General features: G+C 54.8%; 14 protein-coding genes. 2 read left to right on the top strand and 12 right to left on the bottom strand.

Translation table 11 applies throughout. The annotated features are described in order from the left end of the window. Positions 1 to 14: 14 nt before the first annotated feature. The 9 genes from VE009_RS15315 to VE009_RS15275 form a co-directional block, all read right to left on the bottom strand. Positions 15 to 1,715, bottom strand: a complete 1,701-nt coding sequence (locus VE009_RS15315; protein WP_325009059.1) for a sensor histidine kinase — start codon at positions 1,713 to 1,715, stop codon at positions 15 to 17. 75 nt (positions 1,716 to 1,790) lie between these two features. After that, the gene (locus tag VE009_RS15310) at positions 1,791 to 2,672 is read right to left on the bottom strand and encodes a carbohydrate ABC transporter permease (RefSeq protein ID WP_325009057.1); all 882 of its coding nucleotides are present in this window, start codon (positions 2,670 to 2,672) and stop codon (positions 1,791 to 1,793) included. A gap of 16 nt (positions 2,673 to 2,688) precedes the next feature. After that, positions 2,689 to 3,579 (bottom strand): ABC transporter permease, encoded by an 891-nt coding sequence (locus tag VE009_RS15305; protein ID WP_325009055.1) that lies wholly within the window; start codon positions 3,577 to 3,579, stop codon positions 2,689 to 2,691. A 95-nt stretch (positions 3,580 to 3,674) separates the two neighbouring features. Further along, positions 3,675 to 5,354, bottom strand: a complete 1,680-nt coding sequence (locus tag VE009_RS15300) for an extracellular solute-binding protein (RefSeq protein WP_325009054.1) — start codon at positions 5,352 to 5,354, stop codon at positions 3,675 to 3,677. A 96-nt stretch (positions 5,355 to 5,450) separates the two neighbouring features. Further along, positions 5,451 to 7,001 carry a response regulator gene (locus tag VE009_RS15295; RefSeq protein ID WP_325009052.1) on the bottom strand — a complete coding sequence of 517 codons (1,551 nt, stop codon included), beginning with the start codon at positions 6,999 to 7,001 and terminating at the stop codon, positions 5,451 to 5,453. Between the two features lie 79 nt (positions 7,002 to 7,080). Next, positions 7,081 to 9,528, bottom strand: coding sequence for a glycoside hydrolase (locus tag VE009_RS15290; protein ID WP_325009050.1), 2,448 nt, complete (start codon positions 9,526 to 9,528; stop codon positions 7,081 to 7,083). A gap of 111 nt (positions 9,529 to 9,639) precedes the next feature. Next, positions 9,640 to 10,575, bottom strand: a complete 936-nt coding sequence (locus VE009_RS15285) for an ROK family protein (RefSeq protein WP_325009049.1) — start codon at positions 10,573 to 10,575, stop codon at positions 9,640 to 9,642. A 12-nt stretch (positions 10,576 to 10,587) separates the two neighbouring features. Further along, positions 10,588 to 12,339: a class I mannose-6-phosphate isomerase gene (locus VE009_RS15280; RefSeq protein WP_325009047.1), complete on the bottom strand. Its 1,752-nt coding sequence runs from the start codon at positions 12,337 to 12,339 to the stop codon at positions 10,588 to 10,590. 115 nt (positions 12,340 to 12,454) lie between these two features. Next, positions 12,455 to 13,237: a DeoR/GlpR family DNA-binding transcription regulator gene (locus VE009_RS15275; protein ID WP_325009045.1), complete on the bottom strand. Its 783-nt coding sequence runs from the start codon at positions 13,235 to 13,237 to the stop codon at positions 12,455 to 12,457. Positions 13,238 to 13,561: 324 nt separating this feature from the next. Here VE009_RS15275 and VE009_RS15270 point away from each other — a divergent pair, with 324 nt between their 5' ends. Then, positions 13,562 to 15,763: a helix-turn-helix domain-containing protein gene (locus VE009_RS15270; RefSeq protein ID WP_325009044.1), complete on the top strand. Its 2,202-nt coding sequence runs from the start codon at positions 13,562 to 13,564 to the stop codon at positions 15,761 to 15,763. Positions 15,764 to 15,810: 47 nt separating this feature from the next. Here the strand turns inward: VE009_RS15270 and VE009_RS15265 are convergent, their stop codons facing one another. The 3 genes from VE009_RS15265 to VE009_RS15255 all read right to left on the bottom strand — a co-directional run bounded on the left by VE009_RS15265 (position 15,811) and on the right by VE009_RS15255 (position 20,787). Continuing rightward, a complete protein-coding gene (locus VE009_RS15265; protein WP_325009042.1) occupies positions 15,811 to 17,409 on the bottom strand; it encodes an extracellular solute-binding protein in 1,599 nt (532 codons plus the stop codon). 156 nt (positions 17,410 to 17,565) lie between these two features. After that, the gene (locus VE009_RS15260) at positions 17,566 to 19,074 is read right to left on the bottom strand and encodes an extracellular solute-binding protein (protein WP_325009040.1); all 1,509 of its coding nucleotides are present in this window, start codon (positions 19,072 to 19,074) and stop codon (positions 17,566 to 17,568) included. Positions 19,075 to 19,221: 147 nt separating this feature from the next. Continuing rightward, positions 19,222 to 20,787 (bottom strand): DUF1593 domain-containing protein, encoded by a 1,566-nt coding sequence (locus tag VE009_RS15255; RefSeq protein WP_325009039.1) that lies wholly within the window; start codon positions 20,785 to 20,787, stop codon positions 19,222 to 19,224. A gap of 238 nt (positions 20,788 to 21,025) precedes the next feature. Between VE009_RS15255 and dndB the strand changes: the two genes are divergently transcribed. After that, a complete protein-coding gene (gene dndB / locus VE009_RS15250; RefSeq protein WP_325009037.1) occupies positions 21,026 to 22,114 on the top strand; it encodes a DNA sulfur modification protein DndB in 1,089 nt (362 codons plus the stop codon). Positions 22,115 to 22,117 lie beyond the last annotated feature (3 nt).

Below are 22,117 nucleotides of genomic sequence, written 5' to 3'. Positions count from 1 at the left end.
TTTTACGATATACATTAGATTTCTACGATGGGGATCGTGACGCACACCCGCGTCCAGCAACCGGGCTCGCTTGCGATGGTAATGCCATATTGACTCCCGTATTGAATGCGAATCCGCTCCTGGACATTGCGAAGACCGTACCCTCTCGACTGCTTGATCAGCACCTCGTCGGCGACGTCGGGCGGGATTCCCGGACCGTTATCCTCGACAATGAATACCATCGTATGTTTGTCCTCGCCCACCCGTCCGCTGATCCGCAGCGCCCCTCTTCCGGTTCGCTTCTGATCGATGCCGTGTTCGATCGCATTTTCCACGATAGGCTGCAAGACGAGCTTAATCATTCGATGCTCTGCGATTCCCTCGTCAATCTCGTATACAACATCGAAATCGTAATCGTGCATAATCAGTTGCATCTCGAGGTAGGACTTCGTGTTCAGCAATTCGTCTTTGACGAGAATATAGTCTTTGCCCTGATTCAGCGTAGTGCGATAAAACGCAGACAGGATCCCTGCCATCCGGCTGATCTCGTCCGCCCCTGCCTCAATGGCCTTCCAATTGATCACGGATAAAGAATTATAGAGAAAATGGGGATTGATTTGAGCCTGGAGCGCCCTCAGCTCGGCTTCCCGTTGGGTAATTTTGCTTTTGTATCCTTCCTCGATCAACAGGTTAATGCTCGCCAACATTTTGCCGAAACGGGACTCCAACTCGCCGATCTCGTCGCCGGCATGAACCTTCAAATTAATGGTAAGCGTTCCTTCCTCGACCAACTGCATCTTGTGGTTAAGACGTTGAATCCTTCGTACAAATACGCGGGAGAAGATCCAGATGATGAGCAATAACACGGCGACGCTGATCCCTTCGATAATTAAGGTCGCTCGAATGATTTTCCATGGGCTGATCGTCAATGCCTCGGCGGGCACGATCATCGACAAAGACCACTTCGATTCCCTAAGTTCGCGATGCAGCCAGAGGTGTCCCGGAAGCTCGCCTCCGCCTCCTTGGAGCCGCTGCTCGACTAGCTTGACCGCGTCGAACGTCGTCTCCGATTCCGGCTCCGTCGCGAACACAACCTCCCCCTTGGAATCGGTTATGACCGCAACGGCCTCTTTGAAGTCGGAGAGATTTATAGAGTTGGACAGGAAACCCGGAACCAGCTCGACGTAGACAAGGTTCTTTTTCTCGTAATTCACGTCCCCGAAGATGCGCCTGACCCCGAACACCTTGCCGTCGCGGATGTACCAATGCGTTTCGAGCGTCTGCATGGCGTCTTTATACCAATCTTCATGCTCCACGGCGGCGATCGGCATGATCGAATTCATGCGCTGCGTCAAGTTGTTTTCTGTATAAATAATGATCCGCTGAATGTCGCTGTTGAGGAAAGTCGCCGTATTAATCAGCGGGTCGACAATCTCCTTCAGATCGACGTACATGGCGTAATAACTGGTGTATTCCTCATTGAAAATATGGGAGAAATTCGGGTTGTAACTGATCAGTTCGATCGCCGAATTAAAGCGCTGTAGTTTGTAGCTCAGATTATCGTCGATTTTCCTTAAATTATCTTGCAATACGATATGAGCCTGCTCAAGCTGAACTTTCTTGGACTGCTGGTACGAATAGACGCCCAGAATCGTGAGGGGAATCAAGACCACGGCTAGATAAGAAACAAACAGTTTATGCCTCAGCTTCATTGAATGGATCCAGTTCGCAAGCAAGCGCCTTTCCGCCTTTCCCGTCGCAAATCCGACCCTAACCAATTCCCCTCGAAGCGCCGAAATCCTTTATTTGCGTTACTCCTTCACCGCGCCAAGCACGATGCCGCTCACGAAGTATTTCTGCAAGAACGGATAAATGAGTAAAATCGGCACCATAGACACCATCACTTTGGCGGAATTGAGCAGCTGGCCCGACATATTCGTCAACCGCTTGATCTCTTCGGGGTCCGTCGTATTCATGATGGAGTTGACGCTGATGATCAGCTGCTGGATATAGGTTTGCAACGGCCAGTTCTCTTTGTGATGCATCAAAATCATGCCGTCGAAGAAGGCGTTCCAATGCCCGACGATGGAGAACAGCGTTACGGTGGCCAAGGCAGGCAACGAGGTCGGGACGAAGATGACGAAGAGCGTCCTCCACGGTCCCGCTCCGTCCATATTCGCCGCTTCCTCCAACTCCTTAGGGATACCGCGGAAGAAATTCATAAGCAAGATGACGTTAAACACAGGAACGGCAGTCGGCAGGACGAGCGCCCAGATCGTATTCAGCAAGCCCAACGAATAGATGGTCATGTACCAAGGAATCAACCCGCCGTTGAATAGCATGCAGAAAATGACGAACCACATGTAGACGTTCCGGCCGGGGAACTGCTTGGCGGACTTGGACAACGGGTATGCCATAAGGATCGTTATAATAAAGTTGATCGCTCCGCCGAGCAGCACCCTCTGCACCGACACGCCTAGAGAAATAAAGAAGCTGCGGTCTCTGAGAATGGACTCGTACGCGTTCAGGTTAAATTCGACCGGCCAGAAATAGACTTGCCCGGACATGGCCGGAATTTTCCCGCTGAACGAAATCGCCAGCGTATTGAGGATCGGAGCGATCGACAGAAGCGCGGTCAGGCTCAAAATCAGATAGATCGTCAGATCGACATATCGGTTCGTTCCACGAATCATGAATTCGTCACTCCCGTCAAAAAATGCGGTAATTGGCAAAGCGCGCGGCAAGAATGTACGAAGTCGCGATTAAGAGTAAGCTGACAACGGATTTCAGCAAGCCGACAGCCGTAGCCAACCCATACTGGATTTCCAGGAGCCCTGCGCGATACACGTAAGTATCGATGATATCCCCCGTCTCGTAGACGACCGGGTTATACAGGTTCAAGATTTGCTCGAACCCCGCGTTCAACACGTTCCCCAAACCCAATGTCGCGAGCAGGATCACGGTCGGCAACAAACCGGGGATCGTAATATAGAGCAGCCGTTGAAAGCGGCTTGCTCCGTCGATCGCGGCCGCTTCGTATAAGTTCGTATTAATCGAAGTCAGCGCGGCGATGTAGATGATCGTGTTGAAGCCGAACTCCTTCCACACGTCGCTGGCGACGAGCACGACTCGAAACCAGACATTGCTCTGTAGAAACAGAATCGAGTCCCTTCCGAAAAATTGCACGACCTGGTTGATGACGCCTTCCAGGCTGAGCAGATTCACCAAAATGCCGGAAAGAATGACCCACGACATAAAATGAGGCAAGTAGACGATTGTCTGAACGATCCGTTTGAACTTCATGTTCGTGACTTCATGAAGCAGCAAAGCGAAGAGGAACGGGACGGCCATCCCGAATGCGATTTTCAGTGTAGCGATCACGATCGTATTGACGAAAATCGTACGGCTGTCCGGCAAGGCAAACATATATTCGAAGTTCTCCCAGCCGATCCACTCCGACCGGAAAATGCCGAGCGTCGGTTGAAAATCTTGAAAAGCGATGACGATGCCGAACATCGGAATGACACTGAAAATGAAGAGCAGTGCGATGCCGGGCATCAACATGATGTGGTAGTTACGGATAAACGTCTGGTTTCTCATTGCATCTCCACCCATGCGTAAGTTTCTTTTCACTAAAGAAGGGGCCACCTCACGTACTGGGCGGCCCCTGACTTGCCTTGCGAACATGAACCGGATTACCGATTGTTGACGATTTCCGCGATTTCTTTGGCGATCTGGTCTCCGCCGATGGACTTCCATGTGGAGACGAATTTGTCGAATTCGTCCAACGGAGAAGTGCCGGAAATAATTTTTAGGAACGTCTCCTTCTCAAGCTTTTCCAGGTTCGCGCCTCGTTTGAGCATCGTCTCGGTATTGCCGTAAAAGATCGGTTCGATCCGATTCATTTCCTTGGCGCCGGTAACCGCGGCGGCGGTATAGAACGCCAATGAATCCGCGTACGCCACCATATCTTGCTTCGGATTCTCAGCATTTTTCAGGACCGCCTCCACGCGAGGCAAAATCCGAGCCGGCAAACCGGTCATGTCTTTATCCTTAAGCACTTTGTCGTAGATCGGGATATCTCTGGCCAGCGCATCCTGGTAATCCAGCTGTAAGTTTAACGGGTAGTTCAACCAGCCTACGCCCTGCCCTTTGTACAGCTCCTGGGCTGCGGGATCGATTAAGCGGATGCCTTCGTACTCCACGTTCAGCACTTTTAAGACCGCTTCCGGATGTTTCGCGCCTTTCTTCACGACCAGGAACGAACCGGAAGGTACGGACGGCACGAAGTTGCGATGGCCCGCATCGTCGAGCGGTACGGCGAGCGGCACCCAGTCGGCGTTCGGATTGGCTTTGACCGCGTCGGACATCGCCCAGCCGCCGTACCATGGCGCGAAGAGAATGCCGGCCCGCCCGCTCGATACGAGACCTGCGTTATCCTCCCACTTCCGCGTCAGGAATTCCATGTCGATCAGACCTTCGGCATACATCTCGCGCAGTACGCCGAGCGCTTCTTTGGTCTCCGGCGTTGTGGAACCGTAGAAGATGTTGCCCTGCTCATCCTGGAACCAGCTTTTCGGGTACGAGTGGTACGCGTTAAAGATCGGATCGAAGGTGAAGAATCCCCCGTCGCCGACGATGCTCGGGTCCCCCAGCAGGCCGATCGTATCCTTCTCTCCGTTACCGTCAGGGTCTTGTTCGACGAACGCTTTGATGATGCCTTTCACGTCGTCCACGGTTTTCGGCAGCTCAAGCTTCAGGTTATTGAGCCAATCTTGGCGAATCCACAGCAGCTGGAAGCTGCCGTCGATATTCGTATTCGGAAGCGCATACAGTTTTCCGTCGATTCTGCCGGTATTGAGCACGCGGTCCCCGGTGTAAGACCCATAATACTCCTTAATCAACGGCGAAGCGTAGTTCTCGTATACTTCGGTCAGATCCGCCAGCATATCGGCTTTGGCCAACTGATGGAATTGCTGCTCGTTGACGACCATCACGTCGGGAATGCTGTTGCTGGCGATCGCTAACGTAACCTTCTGATTGTAGGCGTCCAGGTCCTCGACGGAAAATTCGTACTTAATGTCTACATTGAGACGTTCCTCGACGTACCTGAGATACTCGTTGTCCTCCAGCGTGTCTCCGGCAGGCAAGTTGTTGCCGGACACGCCTTGCCGTCCTAGCGTTATCGTAACGGTGTTCGCGTACGGTTCGAACGGTCCGTCTTTGACGGCAGCGCCGTTCGATCCTGAAGACGGCTGCGAATCGCCCGGCTCTGTCGCCGCGTCCGGCGAAGAACCCCCGTTACCGCCGCTGCAAGCTGTCATGCCGAGGAGCGCCGCAGCGCTGAGCAAGACAAGCCATTTTTTTCTGTTCATGCCCCAACCTCCAATGATTGAACTAGGTACGTGTTCATCATACCAGCCCGGTGTAAGCGCCTTCTATCTCGTATATTTTAGATTTCAATCGGTTTTTTACGGAGTTTTCTCTCTGAATTTCGCCGGAGTGACGCCGTAATGCTGACGGAAGGCCTGGATAAAATAGTTCGAGTTGCGATACCCCAGTTGTTTGCATATATCGACGATCTTCATGTTCGTGTCTCTGAGCAGCGCCACGGCTTTGTCCATGCGGACCTGGGTAATGTACCGAATCAGACTTTGACCGGTTTCCTTCTTGAAGAGGTAGCTCAAATAGCTGGGCGTTAAATACACCTGCTCCGCAATTCCTTCGAGGGATAAATCCTGATCGTAATGTTCCTCGACCATTCGCTTGATTCCCTCTATGATTTTATTCGTGGATTCGCCCTTGCCCTTCGTTTCGGCGCTGGATTCGTAGAGATCGAAAATGTCGAACATCAAATCTTTCAAATCGTGCAGGGAAGGCGTTCGGGTAATCTTGTCCAAGTAATCGTTAATGACGCTTATGCTGTTCTTATGATCCTTGCCGAGCGCTTTCGTCATGATTTCCGAGCATAGAAACTTGGTGTACAGCGAGGAGAAATGGCCTTTGGACTTCAAATAGGAAAACAACAGCTCGACCCCGTACTTCGCGCCTCGCGTGTCGCCGTAGTCCAGGCATTGGTAAATTTTATCCGCGATCGATTGCAATTCGACCCCGTCGACGGACGCCTCCGCGATCTGCTCTCCGGCGAACAGAATGGCGTCGTCATTCATAAAGAATGTAAATTCCAGCATGCGCTCGATGCCGCAATAGGCGTCATGCACGCCTTCCCATCCATCGGCTGCGGCGCCGACGATCAATCTCACCGGCTGTTCGTAACGTTCCGCGGCACTGGAGGAGATGGACTCGGCCAACGATCGGAGAGTCTCCTTAGGCAGCGGAACGGGGCTGCGGACGAACAGGAGGCTTTGATTTTCGTTCACGTTCAAATAATCGAACGAGAAGCTGATGCGTTCGCCGAGCATCGAGAAGAAATCGTCGTTGTGCATATCGAAAAACGGGCGCAGACACTCCACTAGTATGAGATGGATCGACTCCCGTTCCGGGGCGCCGCCATTCGGCTGAAAGAACGCGGCCGGCTTGATCGGCTTGGTCCCGTTGAGCGCGTCCAGCAGCATTTTTTCCCGCTCGTAGGCCATGCCCCGCCGGTAACCTTCTAGCAGCTCGCGCTCGCGGATTTTATCGGCCTCTTTCTCCAGGCAAGCATCCATCGCCCGGTGAACCGCCGCTAGAAATTCAGGCACCTGGATCGGCTTCAGCAAATAATTCGAGACATTGGTGCGCATCGCTCTTCTTGCGTACTCGAATTCGTTGAATGCGCTGTAGATAATAAGCTCGATGTCCGGTTTTTCCTCCCGAATTTTTTCCGCTAATTCCAGCCCGTCCATGAACGGCATCTTAATATCCGTGATGACGATATCCACCGGCTCGTTTCGCACGATCTCGAGCGCGGCCTCTCCGTTCTTGGCCAGGATCGGTTCCAGCTCCAGCTTCAACGTGCGGATCAGATTGCGAATGCCTTCCCGTTCAATTCGTTCGTCGTCGACGATGAGAATGCGTTGCATCGAATCGCTCCTTTCTGCTCGTGTAAGCACAAAAAGGGCTTCTCTGCAGAGAGATAGCGCCCTTCTTATGCTTGTCGAACTATACGCTTCTAAATGCTACCGTTCCCGCGTTTACGCTGTGATTGGCGCGAACGGCCTGCTCTACCGTACTAAATCGCTCTCCCCATTGAAGGGTATAGCGGAATTCGTAGAAACCGCCTAACGTCGCCTTGAAATTCGTCTCCCAATAGTTGGTCAGCACCCAAGCGTACAACGTTTTGCGTTCTTCCTGCGGAACCTGGCCTTGGACTTTCCTCTCGCCGAATTCCAACGGTCCGGTTTGCATCAGCGGGGTGTCCGGCGTGGCGAGAGCCAATCCGCCGGTCGGCGCAACCAGAGCCAGCCCTTCCTGAATGCAGTAGAAGTCGGTCAAGGTGCCCGGAATTTGATCGATTCCCGGTCGGATCGCAGCCCCTGACTTCTCGAACCACAGCTCGCCGTTGTCCTCCCGGAGGAACGGCAACGATACGTACACGTTCTCGGGCTCCCAGACGCTTGCCTTGTGCATTCGGACGGATACGTCGACTCGCGGCTGATCTTTGTATACCTTCAAGAAGAGCGAGTAATGGCTCATTCCCTCCACTTGATACGTAAGCTCTACAATAGCATACAAAGTGCCGTTCGTAATCGTTTTGACGCCGCGGAGTCGGCCGAAGAAGCGCTGGACGTTCATCCCTTTGCGGTTTCTGCCCATGATTCTTCTGACGGTCATCTGGTCGCCGCGTTCGCCCTCGGTCACTTCGTAGACCGGCGTAAAAGCTCCGCAGCCCTGATCGCCATCGATCCATTCCTTGCCCGTCCGCTTATCGACCCACGAGACAATCCCCGCCCCGCGCTGCCAAGCGATTCGCACATCGGCGGACTCGATGCTGTTTTCCGTGATCGCGATCCGGTCCGAGTTCTGCGCCAGCGGGAGCAGATCTCGGATGTCATGGATGCGGTCGGCGCCGACCAGGCGCGTGCTGCTGGTGGTGCGTCCCGAGGCGGGAGCCGCGGCGCTGCGAATTGCGTACCGCCGCTGTTCCCGCGCGTCCAGCTTTGCCATGATGGCGATCTGATAACCTCTGCTCACTTTCTCCTGCTGGTGGGGCACGACCTCCCCGGTTGCCTCATCTACGACCTCTAGACCGTTCCGGAAGTAATCCGCTTCCCACTGTTCTTCCAAATAGAAGAAGGCCAAATCTTCCACAGGATAGTCGAACGAATTGATTACATCGTATGTAAACGCCCGATTCGCTCGCAGCAGCACGTCCCCCTGGTTCCGCAGCACTTTGTCCAGCGATCGGTGAACCAAGCGGCTTGCATTGGCGGCGTATGCCTCTTTGCGGACCGCCAATTCCTGCACCAGCGGGTGCCACGGCTCGGAGATCGAGGAGTGATATCCCCAGGTGTGCTCGGCATACATGATTAACTGCTGCTCGGCTTCTTTCAGCTCGTTCGCCAGGACGCTCTTGCGATCCGGATCGAGCCTCTTGACGACGGACAGCGTGCGCTGCGCGTTGCGGAAAATTTGCGTATGCATCGCCGTGGAGGCCACGCCGTCGGACCACCAATCGGGCCAGTCGCCTTTGTACACCGGGATTTCTACGTCCTGCTGCTTGACGAGATCGAAATATCGGTTCAGCGTGGTCATCTCGAGCTCTACCCGGTCTCCATGTTTCGCGTTCCATTCGTGAATGAAGCTCATAATGCGTCCGTTGGGCGCGGCGTTGTCCCGGAGCAGCCCCATGACGTTAACCAGGACGAAATCGTACGGATAGCCTTCTTTGTCCAGTTGATTCAGATAACGCGCGATTCTTGTTTCGGCGAGTGTCCAATGGTCTTCGGCGATGCCCCAGACCGGCGTTTCGTCCCGGACGGAGTAGGACAACGTGCCGTCGGGATTGAGGCCTAAGTCGTTGCCCATCATATAATGTTCGCCGCTCCATACGAGCAGACGCTTGCCGCCCGGCGTCTCCCAGTAGAACGGGAATTGTTTGCGCCCGATGGCGAACATGCCGTGATGGGTATGGATGCAGCTCAGCAAGTGCTCGATCCCGGCATCGGCCAACGCCTCTGCGTATCCCCAGCTATAACCGTTAATGTCCGCAGTCATCGCCGATCTGACGTTAAGGCCGTAAGGCGCTGCAAATTTCCCGGCTCTAGCGAGCATCTCGGCGAGAAGTTCGTACTGGATCAGCTCCGTCATGTTCAAGTACGTGCCCGACAGCTCGATATCTCCTCTGCGCAGGGCGTCGACGAACCGTTCCTTTTCTTCGTCCGCCGCTTCCTCCAGAAATTTCTCGACGGCCCAGAACGTTTCGCAGGTCCACTTGAAGCCCTTCCACTCCGGTCGCTCTTCCGTCCGCGCGGCTTCGCAGATCGCTACGGCTTGCCTAATAAAGTCCACGTGATATTGCTCGATTTTTTCTTGTCTTTCCGTATAACCGATATCGGTGTGAGAGTGGTGAATCACATAAATTTTCCACTTTTTATTGCCGATTTGCATGAACTCTTCTCCCCTAATGTGAGATATTCACTTCTATACTTTCGATCAGTATAGCGTCAGGGAGAATCGATCGGTAGGCTACATTTTTGCGATTTGTATCGGTTTTTTTCGTTATTGGACGGCCGTTCGGATAAGCCCGTACACGCCAAGAAGCGTGCTGGACAACGAGTCGCGGCTGAGCCGAATTTCGGCGTGCAAACCGGCAGGCTCCGCCGCCTCCCGGAAAGCGGGCACGAACAGATGCGCGCTCTTGGAGATTTGGCCGCCGAGCACGATGCGTTCGGGCTGGAAGCGAAGCAGCGAAGGAAGAAGGACGTCCGCCATCCGCCGCCCGAATCGTTCGAACAGCCGCAGCGCCTCCCGATCGCCCGCGTCCGCCAGGCTCGCCAGCTCGCGAACGTCCAGATGCTCCGCATTCCGACCGAGCCCAGCGGCCAGCTGCAGGATGCCTCTGCGGGAAATATAATCGTCCGCGATCCCGTCCTGGTAAGGTACGGTATACAGCCAACCTTCGGCAGGAACGTCATCGCGCCGCTTTACGAGTCGTCCGCGCTCCAGAAAACAAGAGCCCAGCCCCGTTCCGATCGTCAAGCAGACGGCGCGTTCCGCGCCTTCCGCCGCGCCGCCGGGGCCTGTCTCGCCCAAGCCGAACAACGCCGCGTCGTTCTCGAAGGCGATGCGAAAGCGCGGCGTAAGCCGCCCGCTCGTTCGCCCGTCCGAGCGCAGCGCTTCTAGAAGAAGCCTGCCTACGGGCAAGCCGTACAGCGAGTCGAACTTGCCCAAGCCTCGGATGCGGCTGACGCCTTCTTCATAATCGAACGGTCCGGGGAAAGCGATCCCCCATCCGTCCGCGACGGCATCCGGCCCCGCCTTGTCGAGAATATCCGCGAAGATGTCTACGAAGCGGGCCGCCATCGGCCCGGCAGGCAAGTCGGCCCGTGTTGCGTAGTGACCGACGGTCGCTGCCGCGATTCTCCCATCCGCTATGGCGGCAGCTTTAATCTCCGTCCCTCCGACGTCGAATGCGACGATCCAAGACGTTGTCATGCGCCTCGCCTCCTACGCCCTAACATAAGCCTTAATCGTTCCTATCGTCTTGCCTTCGCTCGGACCGCTCGGGCGAATCGTGTACGAGGCGACGGAAGCCGGCACGATGAAGGTTTCGGCATAACGGACGACGAACGGCTCGAACGAGCCGTCCGGGCTCTCGACGGTCGCCTCTTCCCCTTCGATCAGATTGAGCATGTGAACGCTGCCGTTCTGTTCATGTGCGACGGGTTCGGAGAACCAATGTCGTCTCGTCTCGATGAACTGAAGCTCATGCAGTCCCGTCCGCTCTTCCTTCCAGCCATCGCCTTCCCCGATCGGCTCGATGCGGTTGACGCATTCCGCCTCGATCCACGGCGACGTACGATCCCAGCGGATCACCCGCTCGCCATGCTCCAGATGCACGGGGCGGGGCTTGCCGTCGAGTCCCACCCGATCCCAGTCCCATAGTTTAAAGGTGAAAATGTACGGCGTCGCGCTGATCTCCAGCACCATACAGCCTGCCGCGGAACAATGGATCGTTCCGGCGGGAATGAGGAAGTGGTCGTGCTTGGCCGCCGGGTACTTCTGAACGTACTTCTCAGCCGGGAACGGGTACGCGCCTTCCTGAGCTTTGCGCAGGTCCGCGACCATCTCCTCGGGAGAGACGTTCTCCTGAAGTCCCAGATACACTTGCGACCCTGGAACCGCATCTAGAATGTAGTAGCTCTCATCCTGGGTATAGTGCATGCCGAAGCGATCGCGGATATACTCCACCGTCGGATGAACTTGCAGGCTCAAATTTTGCCCGCCAATCGTATCGAGGAAGTCGAACCGGATCGGGAACTCCGCGCCGAACCGCGCATACACCTTCTCGCCGAGCAGCTCGATCGATCGGAAGAACACCAGATTGATCGCCGGCAGCTCCAGACGAACCGAACCGTACTGAAAGTATAGACTGTTCTCCTCAGGTACGCCGTCGAAGCCCCAGGCATAGGGATGCTCGCGCTTTGGCAGATCGATTCGCTCTTCCAGCCAAGTGCCTCCCCATACCCCGGGATCGAAATAGGGAACCAGCCGGAACGGCCGCCTCGCCGCCTGGGCCATCCCTTCGAACAGCGCCTGACGGGTGACCATCTTGGGCGAATCCTTCACGTTCGTATCCAGATAGTAGTCGATTTCGCCGAGCCGCTTCTTCTTCAGCCGGTCCGCCATGCGCCACTCGAAGAAGAACCCCCGCTTGTATAGGCGCAGGATATCTTCCTCGCGGCGTCCCGAGCGCCAATGGCCGAGCTCTCGGGAGCGGAAGCGTTGCTGAATCTCCCAGCGCGCCAGATCGGCATAGATGAACAGGTCGCCGCGGGCAATCAGCGAAGCGCCGAACCCGATGACAAGCACGACCCCCTCCTCCGCCGCATCGATCCGGCCTCGCAAGATGTCGATCCGCTCCGAATCATAGAACTCTTCGATGAGGAACGGCGCCATATAACCGAAGACGCGGTCATCCGTCAGATAACGTTCGACTTTGCCGTCGACCTCTTCGGGATGCAGCGCCGCGTCCTCGGCCGGAACGACCGTTATCGATTCAAACGCCTGTCGGAACGCCGCGACGAGTTCCTCCTGCCGAACGCCGGGGTAACATTCCAGAACAACCACGGTTTTGCGTTTCCCCATACGCTTGACTGCGGCATCGAGCTCGCGCTTGATCGTCTCGTACCCCTCCCACGCCTCGTGCTCCCATCCCCGAATCGCGATAAAAGGCTCTTTATCATAGCGTGATGACATAGAACGGATGCATCTCCCTTGTGTTGGTTTATCATAATGTATCATAAACGAACACAAATTAACATCCGGAACATCAATTCTTACACCCTTTATCCCGACACCGGCGCCGCAGGCTCTAGACGATGTGAAGCTCCACGCCGCTCTCCTCGATGCGTTCCCGATCCTCTTGTTTTACGCCGTTATCCGTTACAAGAACATGAATGTCCGTCAGGGTCGCGACCGGAGAGAAATAACGTTGGCCGAATTTCGAAGAATCGAGCAGCATCACGACCTTCTTGGCGGAGCGGATCATTTGTTTTTTGACTTGCGTATCCATTAGATTCGGATCGGTAAAACCCGCCTCGTGCGTATAACCGAGCGCGGACAAGAAGACCGTGTCGGCATGATAGCGGGCGAAAAATTCCTCCGCCACCGGACCGACGAACGTGCCGGATATGTCCCTGAACATCCCTCCGCAGCTAATGATCAGCCGCTTGTCGGTTGCGAAGGGCCGGAACCGATTCAGCGTTTCGATGCCGTTCGTGAGCAGCGTCAGCTGATCCAGATGGCCCAGTCGCTCGGCCATGCGGGATACCGTCGTACCGTTCTCCAGCACAACGGTGTCGCCGCTGCGCACAAACTTCTGCGCGGCATATGCCGCCAGCCGGTCCTTGACGTCCCGGTTGCTTACCTGTTTGGTCGTCAGCTCCGGCTCGTCCTGGCCGATGTCCTGCTCCGGCTGCAGATAGACGGCACCGCCATGAGAACGGCGTATCCGGTGTTCCTGCTCCAGCTCGTTTAAATCGCGGCGAATGGTCATCTCCGAGACGCCGAAACGGTCGCTTAACTCTTTCAATGTAGCTGCGCCTATTTCGGCCAAGTAGGCGATTAACGCTTGTTTCCTTTGTAATGGCAACATGTTAGTGGCACCTCGTCTTTTTCTCATTCTATCACAAATGGACAAACGAAAAAGGCCCGCCTTAGCGGACCTTCTCCAAAGCCATAGCCCGCTCGTCCAGCAATGCAGATAATAAGGAAGGATTATCCGTATATTGCGTACAGGCGGAACCCATGGATTCATGATATAATAATTCTCAAAATCTAGAAGATGGCGGTATGAAGCATGCCTATAATGAAAGCGCTGTCAGGCACTTTCTTCATAAAACTCGTCTTATTCGGCTGTCTCTTAACGAGTCTTCCGCTTCTCGCGCTAGGCATCTATTCCTATAGAACCTCATTGGATATGACGCAAGAGCAAACGAAACGGGAAAATATGCAGCTTCTCGTTCAAGTGCGGTTAACGATGGAACAAATTCTCGGGACGGCCGCGCATTCCGTGACGCATCTGCTGAACTCTTCGCTGATGGAGCGGAGCATGAACGCGAGCTTTACGGGCGACGACTACCGGTTATATAACGAACTTACGGAAAACCTGCATCATCTCCAAACGTTCGATACGGGCATTCAAGACATCTTCATCGCGAATCCGCAGCGAGGTTGGGTCATTCACAACGACGGGCTATACCGCTGGGAGGACATCTCGTTCGGGGACGAATACGACGATTACATGGCGGCCCCGCACGATACCTATTGGACCTTGCGCGCCGGATCGCCGGGCCTGGGGCGATCGATATCCGCGAACGCGAAATGCGGCAGCTACATCGACTATGTCGTCAAGCTTCCCGTCAACCGCTCCGAGAAACACGGGCTCGCGGTGACGCGAATTCCCGTGTGCGAGCTGCTCCGTTTCTTCCCGCAATCCGAGCATGAGCGCATGTTCGTACTGGACGAGTCGCTGCGCGTAATCGTCGCGGCCGAAGTGTCGATGTTGGGGCGCCCGATCCCGGAAGTCGCGGAGCTCGAAGGCATTCGCGATGCCCTGCAGCCTCGAGGACAATTCATCTCGACGAGCGATCGGCAGCGGTACGTGCTCTCCTACGACCGTTCCTCGCTGAACGGCTGGACGTATTTGTTCATGACGCCCACCGACCAATTCGCTGAACAATCCAGACGGATCGGTTGGTTTACCTTGTATCTCTGCGTAGCGATTCTGCTCGCGGCGGCTTGCGTCGTCCTGTTCGTCTCCTTACGCTTGTACGAGCCCGTCCGAACGCTGCTCCGCTCCATCGTGCCGGATCAAACCGACCGCGACATGCCGGGAAGGCATAACGAATTCCATTGGATCGGGCAGCAATTCCAACGGCTGCACCAAAGCAAGGAGAAGCTGGAGACGGAACTGACGACGCATTGGAACCAATCCAAAACCTACTTTCTCCTCCAGCTGTTCCAAGGCGATATTCGGCCTAGGGAAATCGAGGAAAGGCTGCACACGTTCGGTTATTCGGAGACGGCGTTCCGTTGGAAACAGATGGCCGTCTTAACGATCCAGATCGATTCGCTCGATCGAACCCGTTTCCAAGAATCCGACCGGCCGCTGCTATTGTTCGCCGTCAACAACATTGTCGGCGAGCTCGTTCCGGAACGGCGCAGGCTCTCGCCAACGCTCGTCGAACAATCGCAAGTCACGTTAATCGGCGACGACGGCGAAGAGGAGGAATCCTTCCTCGAGCGGCTGGAGCAAGATGCCAAGCTGATTCAAGACCGCGTGAGCTCCTTTCTGGGATTAACTGTGAGCATCGCGATCAGCCAGCCGTTCCAGCATTTCCGCGAAGTGCCCCGCGCCTACCAGGAAGGTTTGGAAGCGCTGCACCATCGGATGCGGCTCGGTAACGGCGCCGTGATCCAATACAACAGCTTGCTCCCGAATCAGAAGTTCGTGCTCGCTTACCCGAAACGGCTCGAAGACGCGTTAACGGACGCGATCCGCGTCATGGACAAGGAGAAGGCGCGCGAAACGCTGGAACAATTGATCCGCGACATTTTCGCCGTGGAGCGCCATCCGAAGGAATACCAAATCGCGCTTGCCCGGCTGCTGAATCAATTGCTGATCGTCATGCAAGAACTCGGGGTCAGCATCAACAACGTTTTGAAAGATCACCTGTCGCCTTACGACCGCTTGTTTCAAATCAAAACCGTACCGGAAATCGAAGCTTGGCTGCTGCAAGGGCTCGTCGATCCGATCATCCGGACGCTTGAAGAACGGGTAGGCGCCCAGTACCACCATCTGTCCGAGAAAATGATCGCCATGATCCATAACGAATTCGATACGGATATTTCGCTCGAGAAATGCGCTGAAGCATTGCACTACAACACAAGTTACCTAAGCAGCGTCTTCCGGAAGGAAACAAGCATGTCGTTCAGCGAATATGTATCTAATTACCGGCTCCATATGGCGAAGAAATGGTTGACGGAAACCGACATGTCGATCAAAGAGATCGCGGAACGGCTGCAATACAACAACTCCCAGAACTTCATCCGGTCCTTCCGGAAAACAGAGCAGGTAACGCCAGGCCAATACCGGAGCCAGCATCGCAACGCTCCATGAACGGCAAGAGCGCGGAAGACTGAATGTCTCCCGCGCTCTTTTTGCCGTCAGGAATTCCCGGCCACTCGATGCTGCTCGTTAATTTCTTCGACGATCTTTTGACCGCCGTCCTTCAACCATTTGTCGATCGCGGACTGGAAGCCGGCCTCGTCAATGTCGCCCAATATATACTTATATGTCGCGTCCGTAATGATTTGCTGCAGTTGAACGCCCATTTGATCCCGGGTCGGAGAATCGTAAGCTGCAGCCGGGTCGGTAATTAAGATGTTGTTATTATCGGCCATCGCGGCGTTCGTCTTCTTATGCAATTCCGTTTCCTCGTAACCGACCAAGCCGTCGACCGTCTCCGGTCCACCGATTCGCAAGCTGAGAAGCGGGCGAACATCCCGATCGCGAGCGGCCACTTTCTCCTCTTCCGTAAATCCTTTGGCCTGTCCGTTGACGATTTCGTAATGATCGCCCTCGATGCCGTAGTTCAGCAAATTGTATATTTCCGGATTCATCAGTTGATCGAAGAACGACAATACCTTCTTCAGTTCTTCCTCGTTCTTGATCGAAGATTTCGGGAACAGCACCATGTTGCCGTAGCCCGGGACGGACCAGACGCCGACTTCCCCGTTCGGCCCCTTGATCCGGTTCGCGACATCCAATTTGACTCCCGGAATCGTTTTCTCCATATCCCGTTGATACCCCGGAGCGGCGCAAATACAACCGATGAACGTGCCCGCTTTCCCGGTCTTGAACAACGCTTCGTGGTCCGGCTTGCTCGTGACCGGGAAGTCGTGATTAATCAGGCCTTCCTGGAACAGCTTTCTAAAGAAATTCATCGTGTCCATATAAGCCGGGAACATAAATTCCGGACGGAGCTCGCCGTCGAGCTCTCCCCAGTTGTTCGGCGTGCCGAAATACGAGCTCGTCGTTTTAAACGCGCCGTACACCAAATCGCTGCGATCCGCCAGCCCGATCGTATTTTTTTGTCCGTCGCCGTCCGGATCTTGTTCTGCGAACGCCTTCATCATCGCGTACAAATCATCGATCGTTTCCGGCGCTTTCAAGCCTAACTTATCCGCCCAGTCCTTCCGGTAAATGACGCCTTGCCGGGACAGCGGCGTCGCTTGATACAGCCCATAAATTTTGCCGTCGACGGCGCTGTTCTTCAAGACGACGGGATCGAGATTTTTCAAATAGGGGAACTGATCGAGATACGGCCCGATTTCCCAGAACTGCCCGGCCCGGAGCGAGCTCTTAAAGTTGTTGTAAATCGCGATGTTGCCGACGTAAATCGCTTGCGGCATCGAATCCGTCGCCATCGAGGACAGTACCTTTTCTTCGTACACCGCATTCGGCACCCAGTTAATGTTTAACTTCGTGTTCGTTTTCTCTTCAATGACATCCAGCACCTTGTCGCTCGGCAGCTCCGGCGTGTGCAGCACCGTCATGATGCTTAGCTCGAACGGCTTCTCCTCGGCCGCCGGCGTCGCTGCCGTTCCTCCATCCGTCCCGGCGGCGGCGTTCCCTTCGCTCGTGTTCGCCGGCGCTCCCCCGCCGCTCGAGCACGCGGTGACAACGACCGTCGACGCGAGGGCGGCGTTCAGCGCGATCCACCGCCAGTTCTTGTGATCCTTCCTGCGGTTCGTCAATTCCATTCGGTTGCGACCTCCTGTTTTCTATCGATTGGGTGAAACGAGGTTTCCGCTTCATCCTACCGAAAGAAACCCGGGGACGACTATAATCCTGGCATTAGAAAACCCGCGCGGGACCGGGGTTTTCCGGCGAATACAACCAAATGATTGTGCGTGTGATTATGGTTTGGAGAAGCGGTATTGCGCCGTGAACTCCTCGATCATCCGCTCGCCCCCGCTCGCTCTCCACTCTTCGACGGCGTCTTGAAACGCTGCCTCGTCGATGTGTCCGAGCATATATCGATAGGTCGCGTCCGTAATGATTTCCTGCAGCCGGCTGCCGATCTCGTCGTACGTTTTCGACTCCAAGCCGACCGTCGGATCATCGATGAGGAACCGTTCATTGTCGTCAATCAATTGCTCCGCGTGAGCGGATAATTCGTCGGGGCCGTTCACTTTCAGTCCGTCGATCGTGCTCGGCCCTCCGATTTGCAGCGATGTCAACGGCCTTACTTCGATCTCCATCGTTTCCGGGTCGGCGACGATCTTGGCGCGGCCGTCTACGATTGTGTAGTGCCGGTCCTTAATCCCGTATGTCAGCAAATGATAAATCTCCGGTTCCATCAACGAGTCGTAAAACGTTAACACCCGTTCCAGATCGGATTCCGTCGGAATCGCCGATTTCGGGAACAATATCGCCGCGCCGTACCCGGGAATGGACCAGACGCCGAGTCCGCGCGGGCCTTCGATCCGGTTCAGCAGGCCGAACTTCGCCTCCGGATCGTGCTTCAGCGCCTCCCGCGCCAGTTCTCCGGCATCTCCCAACGAACCGATGTAAGCCCCGGCGACGCCCTCGATGAACAGCTTCCGCTGCGCGATCTTGCTCGTTACGGCGAAGTCGGGATTGACGGCCCCCCGCTCCCGCAGCGATCTCATGAACTTCATCGCGTCCATATACCCCGGGAACATAAACTCCGGTTCGACCCGCCCGCCGCGAATTCCCCAATTGTTGGGCGTTCCGTAGTACGAAGCCACCGTCTTGAATGCGCCGAACACCAGATCGTTGCGTTCCGCCAGTCCGATCGTGTTCCGCTGTCCGTCGCCGTCCGGATCTCGTTCCGCGAAGGCCGTCAGCATCTCGAACAGCTCGTCCACCGTCTCCGGCGGCTCCATGCCCAAGCGGTCCAACCAATCCTTCCGGTAGATGATGCCTTGCCTCGAGCTGGGCCGTTCCTGGTAAAGTCCGTACAATTTGCCGTCGACCGCGGTGTTGCGCATCACCTTTTCGTCTAAGCGGCTCAAATTGTCGTACTTGTTTAAATGAGGGCCGATCTCCCAAAACTTCCCGTGCCGGACGGCGTCCTTCAGTTCCTTGTAGAACAGCTGGCTTCCCGTCGAAACCGACATCGGCAGCGAACCGGTCGCCATAGCGGCATTCAGCTTTTCATAATAGATTTCTCCGGGAACCCATCGGATGTCCAACTTCGTATTCGTCATCCGCTCCACCTCCCGCAGCACGACGTCCGTCGGCTGATGGCGGGTATGCAACACGGACATGATGCTAATCGTGAACGGCTTCTCCTCCTCCGGCGCAGCAACGTTCGCTTGCCGTCCGCACGCCGACGCGAAGATCATCAAGCCGCAAAGCGCGACGCTTATGATGCTAATGAACGATTTCCGGCTCCACATCGGACGAATCAGCGCCTCCCCGTTCCCATTTCTTGTTTGGTTTACCATAATGGTATGTGTAAGCGCTCTATCCGTCAACACAATGACCATTTCGGCGAAATGGAAACAGCCGACCCGGTGCCGGATCGGCTGTGTGCTAAGGCGTATTTAACCGCGTACGACCGTCAAGACGACCCTGCGGTATGCGGTCAGCGACGGCGTCCCGTTATCGGAGGCTTCGCAGATGAGGTGCAAGGTTTGTCCGTCCGCTGCATCGGGAGGCACGGTAAACCGGCATGTGATCTCCCGTTCGCTCTCGATCAGTGCGGCGACCTCCGGCGAGCCCGGTTCCGGGACCTTGAAGGGATAGACCTGCGCTCGCTCGGACTTCGCCTCTTCTGCAACGGAGACCAAATCGATCGAACCGGGGTACGTATCCGCTTCCTCGTACCGCCACCAGCGGCCGACCACATGGTCGCCGTCCGGATCTTTGACCCTCGCCGTCAACGTGACGGTTTGTCCAGGGCGAACCGTGGTCTGTTCCGGGCTGATCCATTCAATCGTCGGCGCGTGATTCGCATCGGCATAACGGGGCGTCACGCTCCATTTCATCCTCGCGGCGAAATCGCGCTGCGCGGCGCCGAACCAGCGCGCTGCGGCATAGGAGCGCGAAGCCGTACCGTCCGGCGCGATATCTTTCCCGTTCCGTCCGCCCCAACCGCCGTAGCTGCTGTTCAAATGGCCGTCGAGGCCGTTGTCGATGAGATTCATGAAGATCGACGTATCGCCTTCGGAAATCCAAGACCCCGCTTCTCCCAGCTCCTGTCCGAAATGCGCTAACCACACGAAATACCCTAGTTTCGTCAGCTGCTCTGCGGTCAGGCCCGCGAAGCCGAAGAAATCGGTGATGTCGTTCTTGTGCATGATTTTCCCGTCGCCCCACACCCGGTAAAACTTTCCGAACGGCCCAACGGAAGAGATGTTCTCCCGCATCCACGCGGCCGACAGGTACTGCCGATCTTGTGGAAGAGCCTCCTTATGCGCTCCGTATCCCCACAGCCTCGTCGACATCTCCCGGAATTCGATCTCAGGCCAATTCCCGGCGATGTAGTTCGGATAGACGCCGTCTTGATCGCCGAACGCTTGGATGATCGCTTTCTTGGTAACGCGTTGGTACACGTTCTCCCATTGCTCAGTCTGCTTGAACTGTTCTTCGATCGACTTCAAAGCTCTGCCGATGGTGGACAGGCCCGCCCCGGACAACAGGTATAACGGCTCAGGGTTATCGTCTAACAGCAGCGCCTTAATCCGCTCCGAGCCCGGGCTGTCCTGCGAGATGTCGCCCGGAAACTGCACATTGCCCTCGAGAATCCGGCTTATCAACACATCCGGTTGAGGGTAGCTACCGGAGTGCGCTTTCAGATTCGGATACACCTTGGCGTAAATATCAACCGCTTCCTCCATAAAGCGCGTACCTTCATCCCAACGCCAGCTCGCGATCGGCCCGGTCCCGAACCGGGTATGCTCGGATTCGCCCTGGTACAACGTACCTTTCCCGTCGCCCTTCCAATGGAAAATACTGCTTTGATAAATCAGCGCTTCCGTTTCGAACTGATCGCTATAGAGCAAATACCGAATCAACGTATTCTGGTCATCAAGCTCGGGGTCCAGCAGAAGTACCGTGCGCGGTTTCCCGCGGGTCTGCTGTTCCATATGTTCCACATCCATTCCCATTACCGTCACCTTCCCCTTTCCACATGTCCTTTAACTTTCAGTGTAAAGAACAATGGTGAAAGCGCCCACCTAAAACTCGACCTCTTAGTTGCATTATTTCGGTGGAATTTTATGGAAGGGGAAAATGCGGACACCGCTTATGACGGCGCCCGCACTTTGTATCAGTTGATTACTTATGGCGTTAATAGACCCAAAATGATATAATTTATCTCAATTACGTACGTAGTAGGAGGTCGCTATGGAGCAAACTTTTAGTTACAACTTCCCTGCCATTCGAGGAATTCAAGCAGGTAAGGAATACTTCGTTGCCATGTGTCCATTAAAGTTGATCCCGCGAATCTTTCTATTCGATGAAGAAGAGATTCCTCCGGAGCATCGTGCGCAGCGTTCTCTTAATAAATCGAGGATTCCAGAGATCTGCAATTACATACTCAACAACCCCAAAGATTACGTTTTCTCTTCATTAACCGCTTCCGTCGATGGCGAGATGGAATTCACACCGTTCTCGAACGAACCGCAAGTGAAGGATATTGGGAAGCTATCTATTTCGCTTGATGCAAGATTTTTGATTAATGACGGACAACATCGTAGAGCTGCTATTGAAGAAGCTCTTAAAATTGCGCCTGAACTTGGTGCGGAAACTATTTCTGTTGTATTTTTTCATGATACCGGACTTGTAAAGAGTCAACAACTCTTCGCGGACTTGAATCGTCATGCAGTTAATACCACCTCTTCACTAGGGATATTATATGAACATAGAGATCAACTGGCTAACATAACTAAGCAGATCCTTTCGCACATCCCACTGCTAGAAAGGTACACCGATCGAGAAAGGCAATCGCTATCTAAGTTATCGCCGAAGCTCTTCGCACTCAGTAACTTATTTCAAACAAACAGCCGACTGCTAAACAAGAAGCGAGGAGAATTCATTACCGATGCGGAACAACAGTTCCTCAAGGAGTTCTGGTTCGAGCTTTGCGAAGCAATGACCGAATGGCAACTTGTGATGAAAAAAGAGCTCTCCCCCGCCGAACTTCGTTCGAATTACATAAATACCCATGGGGTTTTTCTCGAGGCTGTCGGTATGGTAGGCAATTACCTTTACACGTATCAACCAACGGATTGGCGCGAGTATGTTCAGAGATTATCGAAGGTAGACTGGAACCGTAGTAATAGGGTTTGGCTTGGTCGAGCTTACGGGACTACCGGAAGAATTAATAAAAATAATGAAACGATTCTACTAACGGCAAACCAAATCAAAATGAGTATTGGCCTCCCCTTAACAGAGCAGGAGCAAAAACTCGAACAAAAACTGAGAATTGGGTGATAC

This window comes from Paenibacillus sp. (assembly GCF_035645195.1).
GTDB lineage: Bacteria > Bacillota > Bacilli > Paenibacillales > YIM-B00363 > Paenibacillus_AE.
This window is presented reverse-complemented; position numbering and strand designations above follow the sequence as displayed.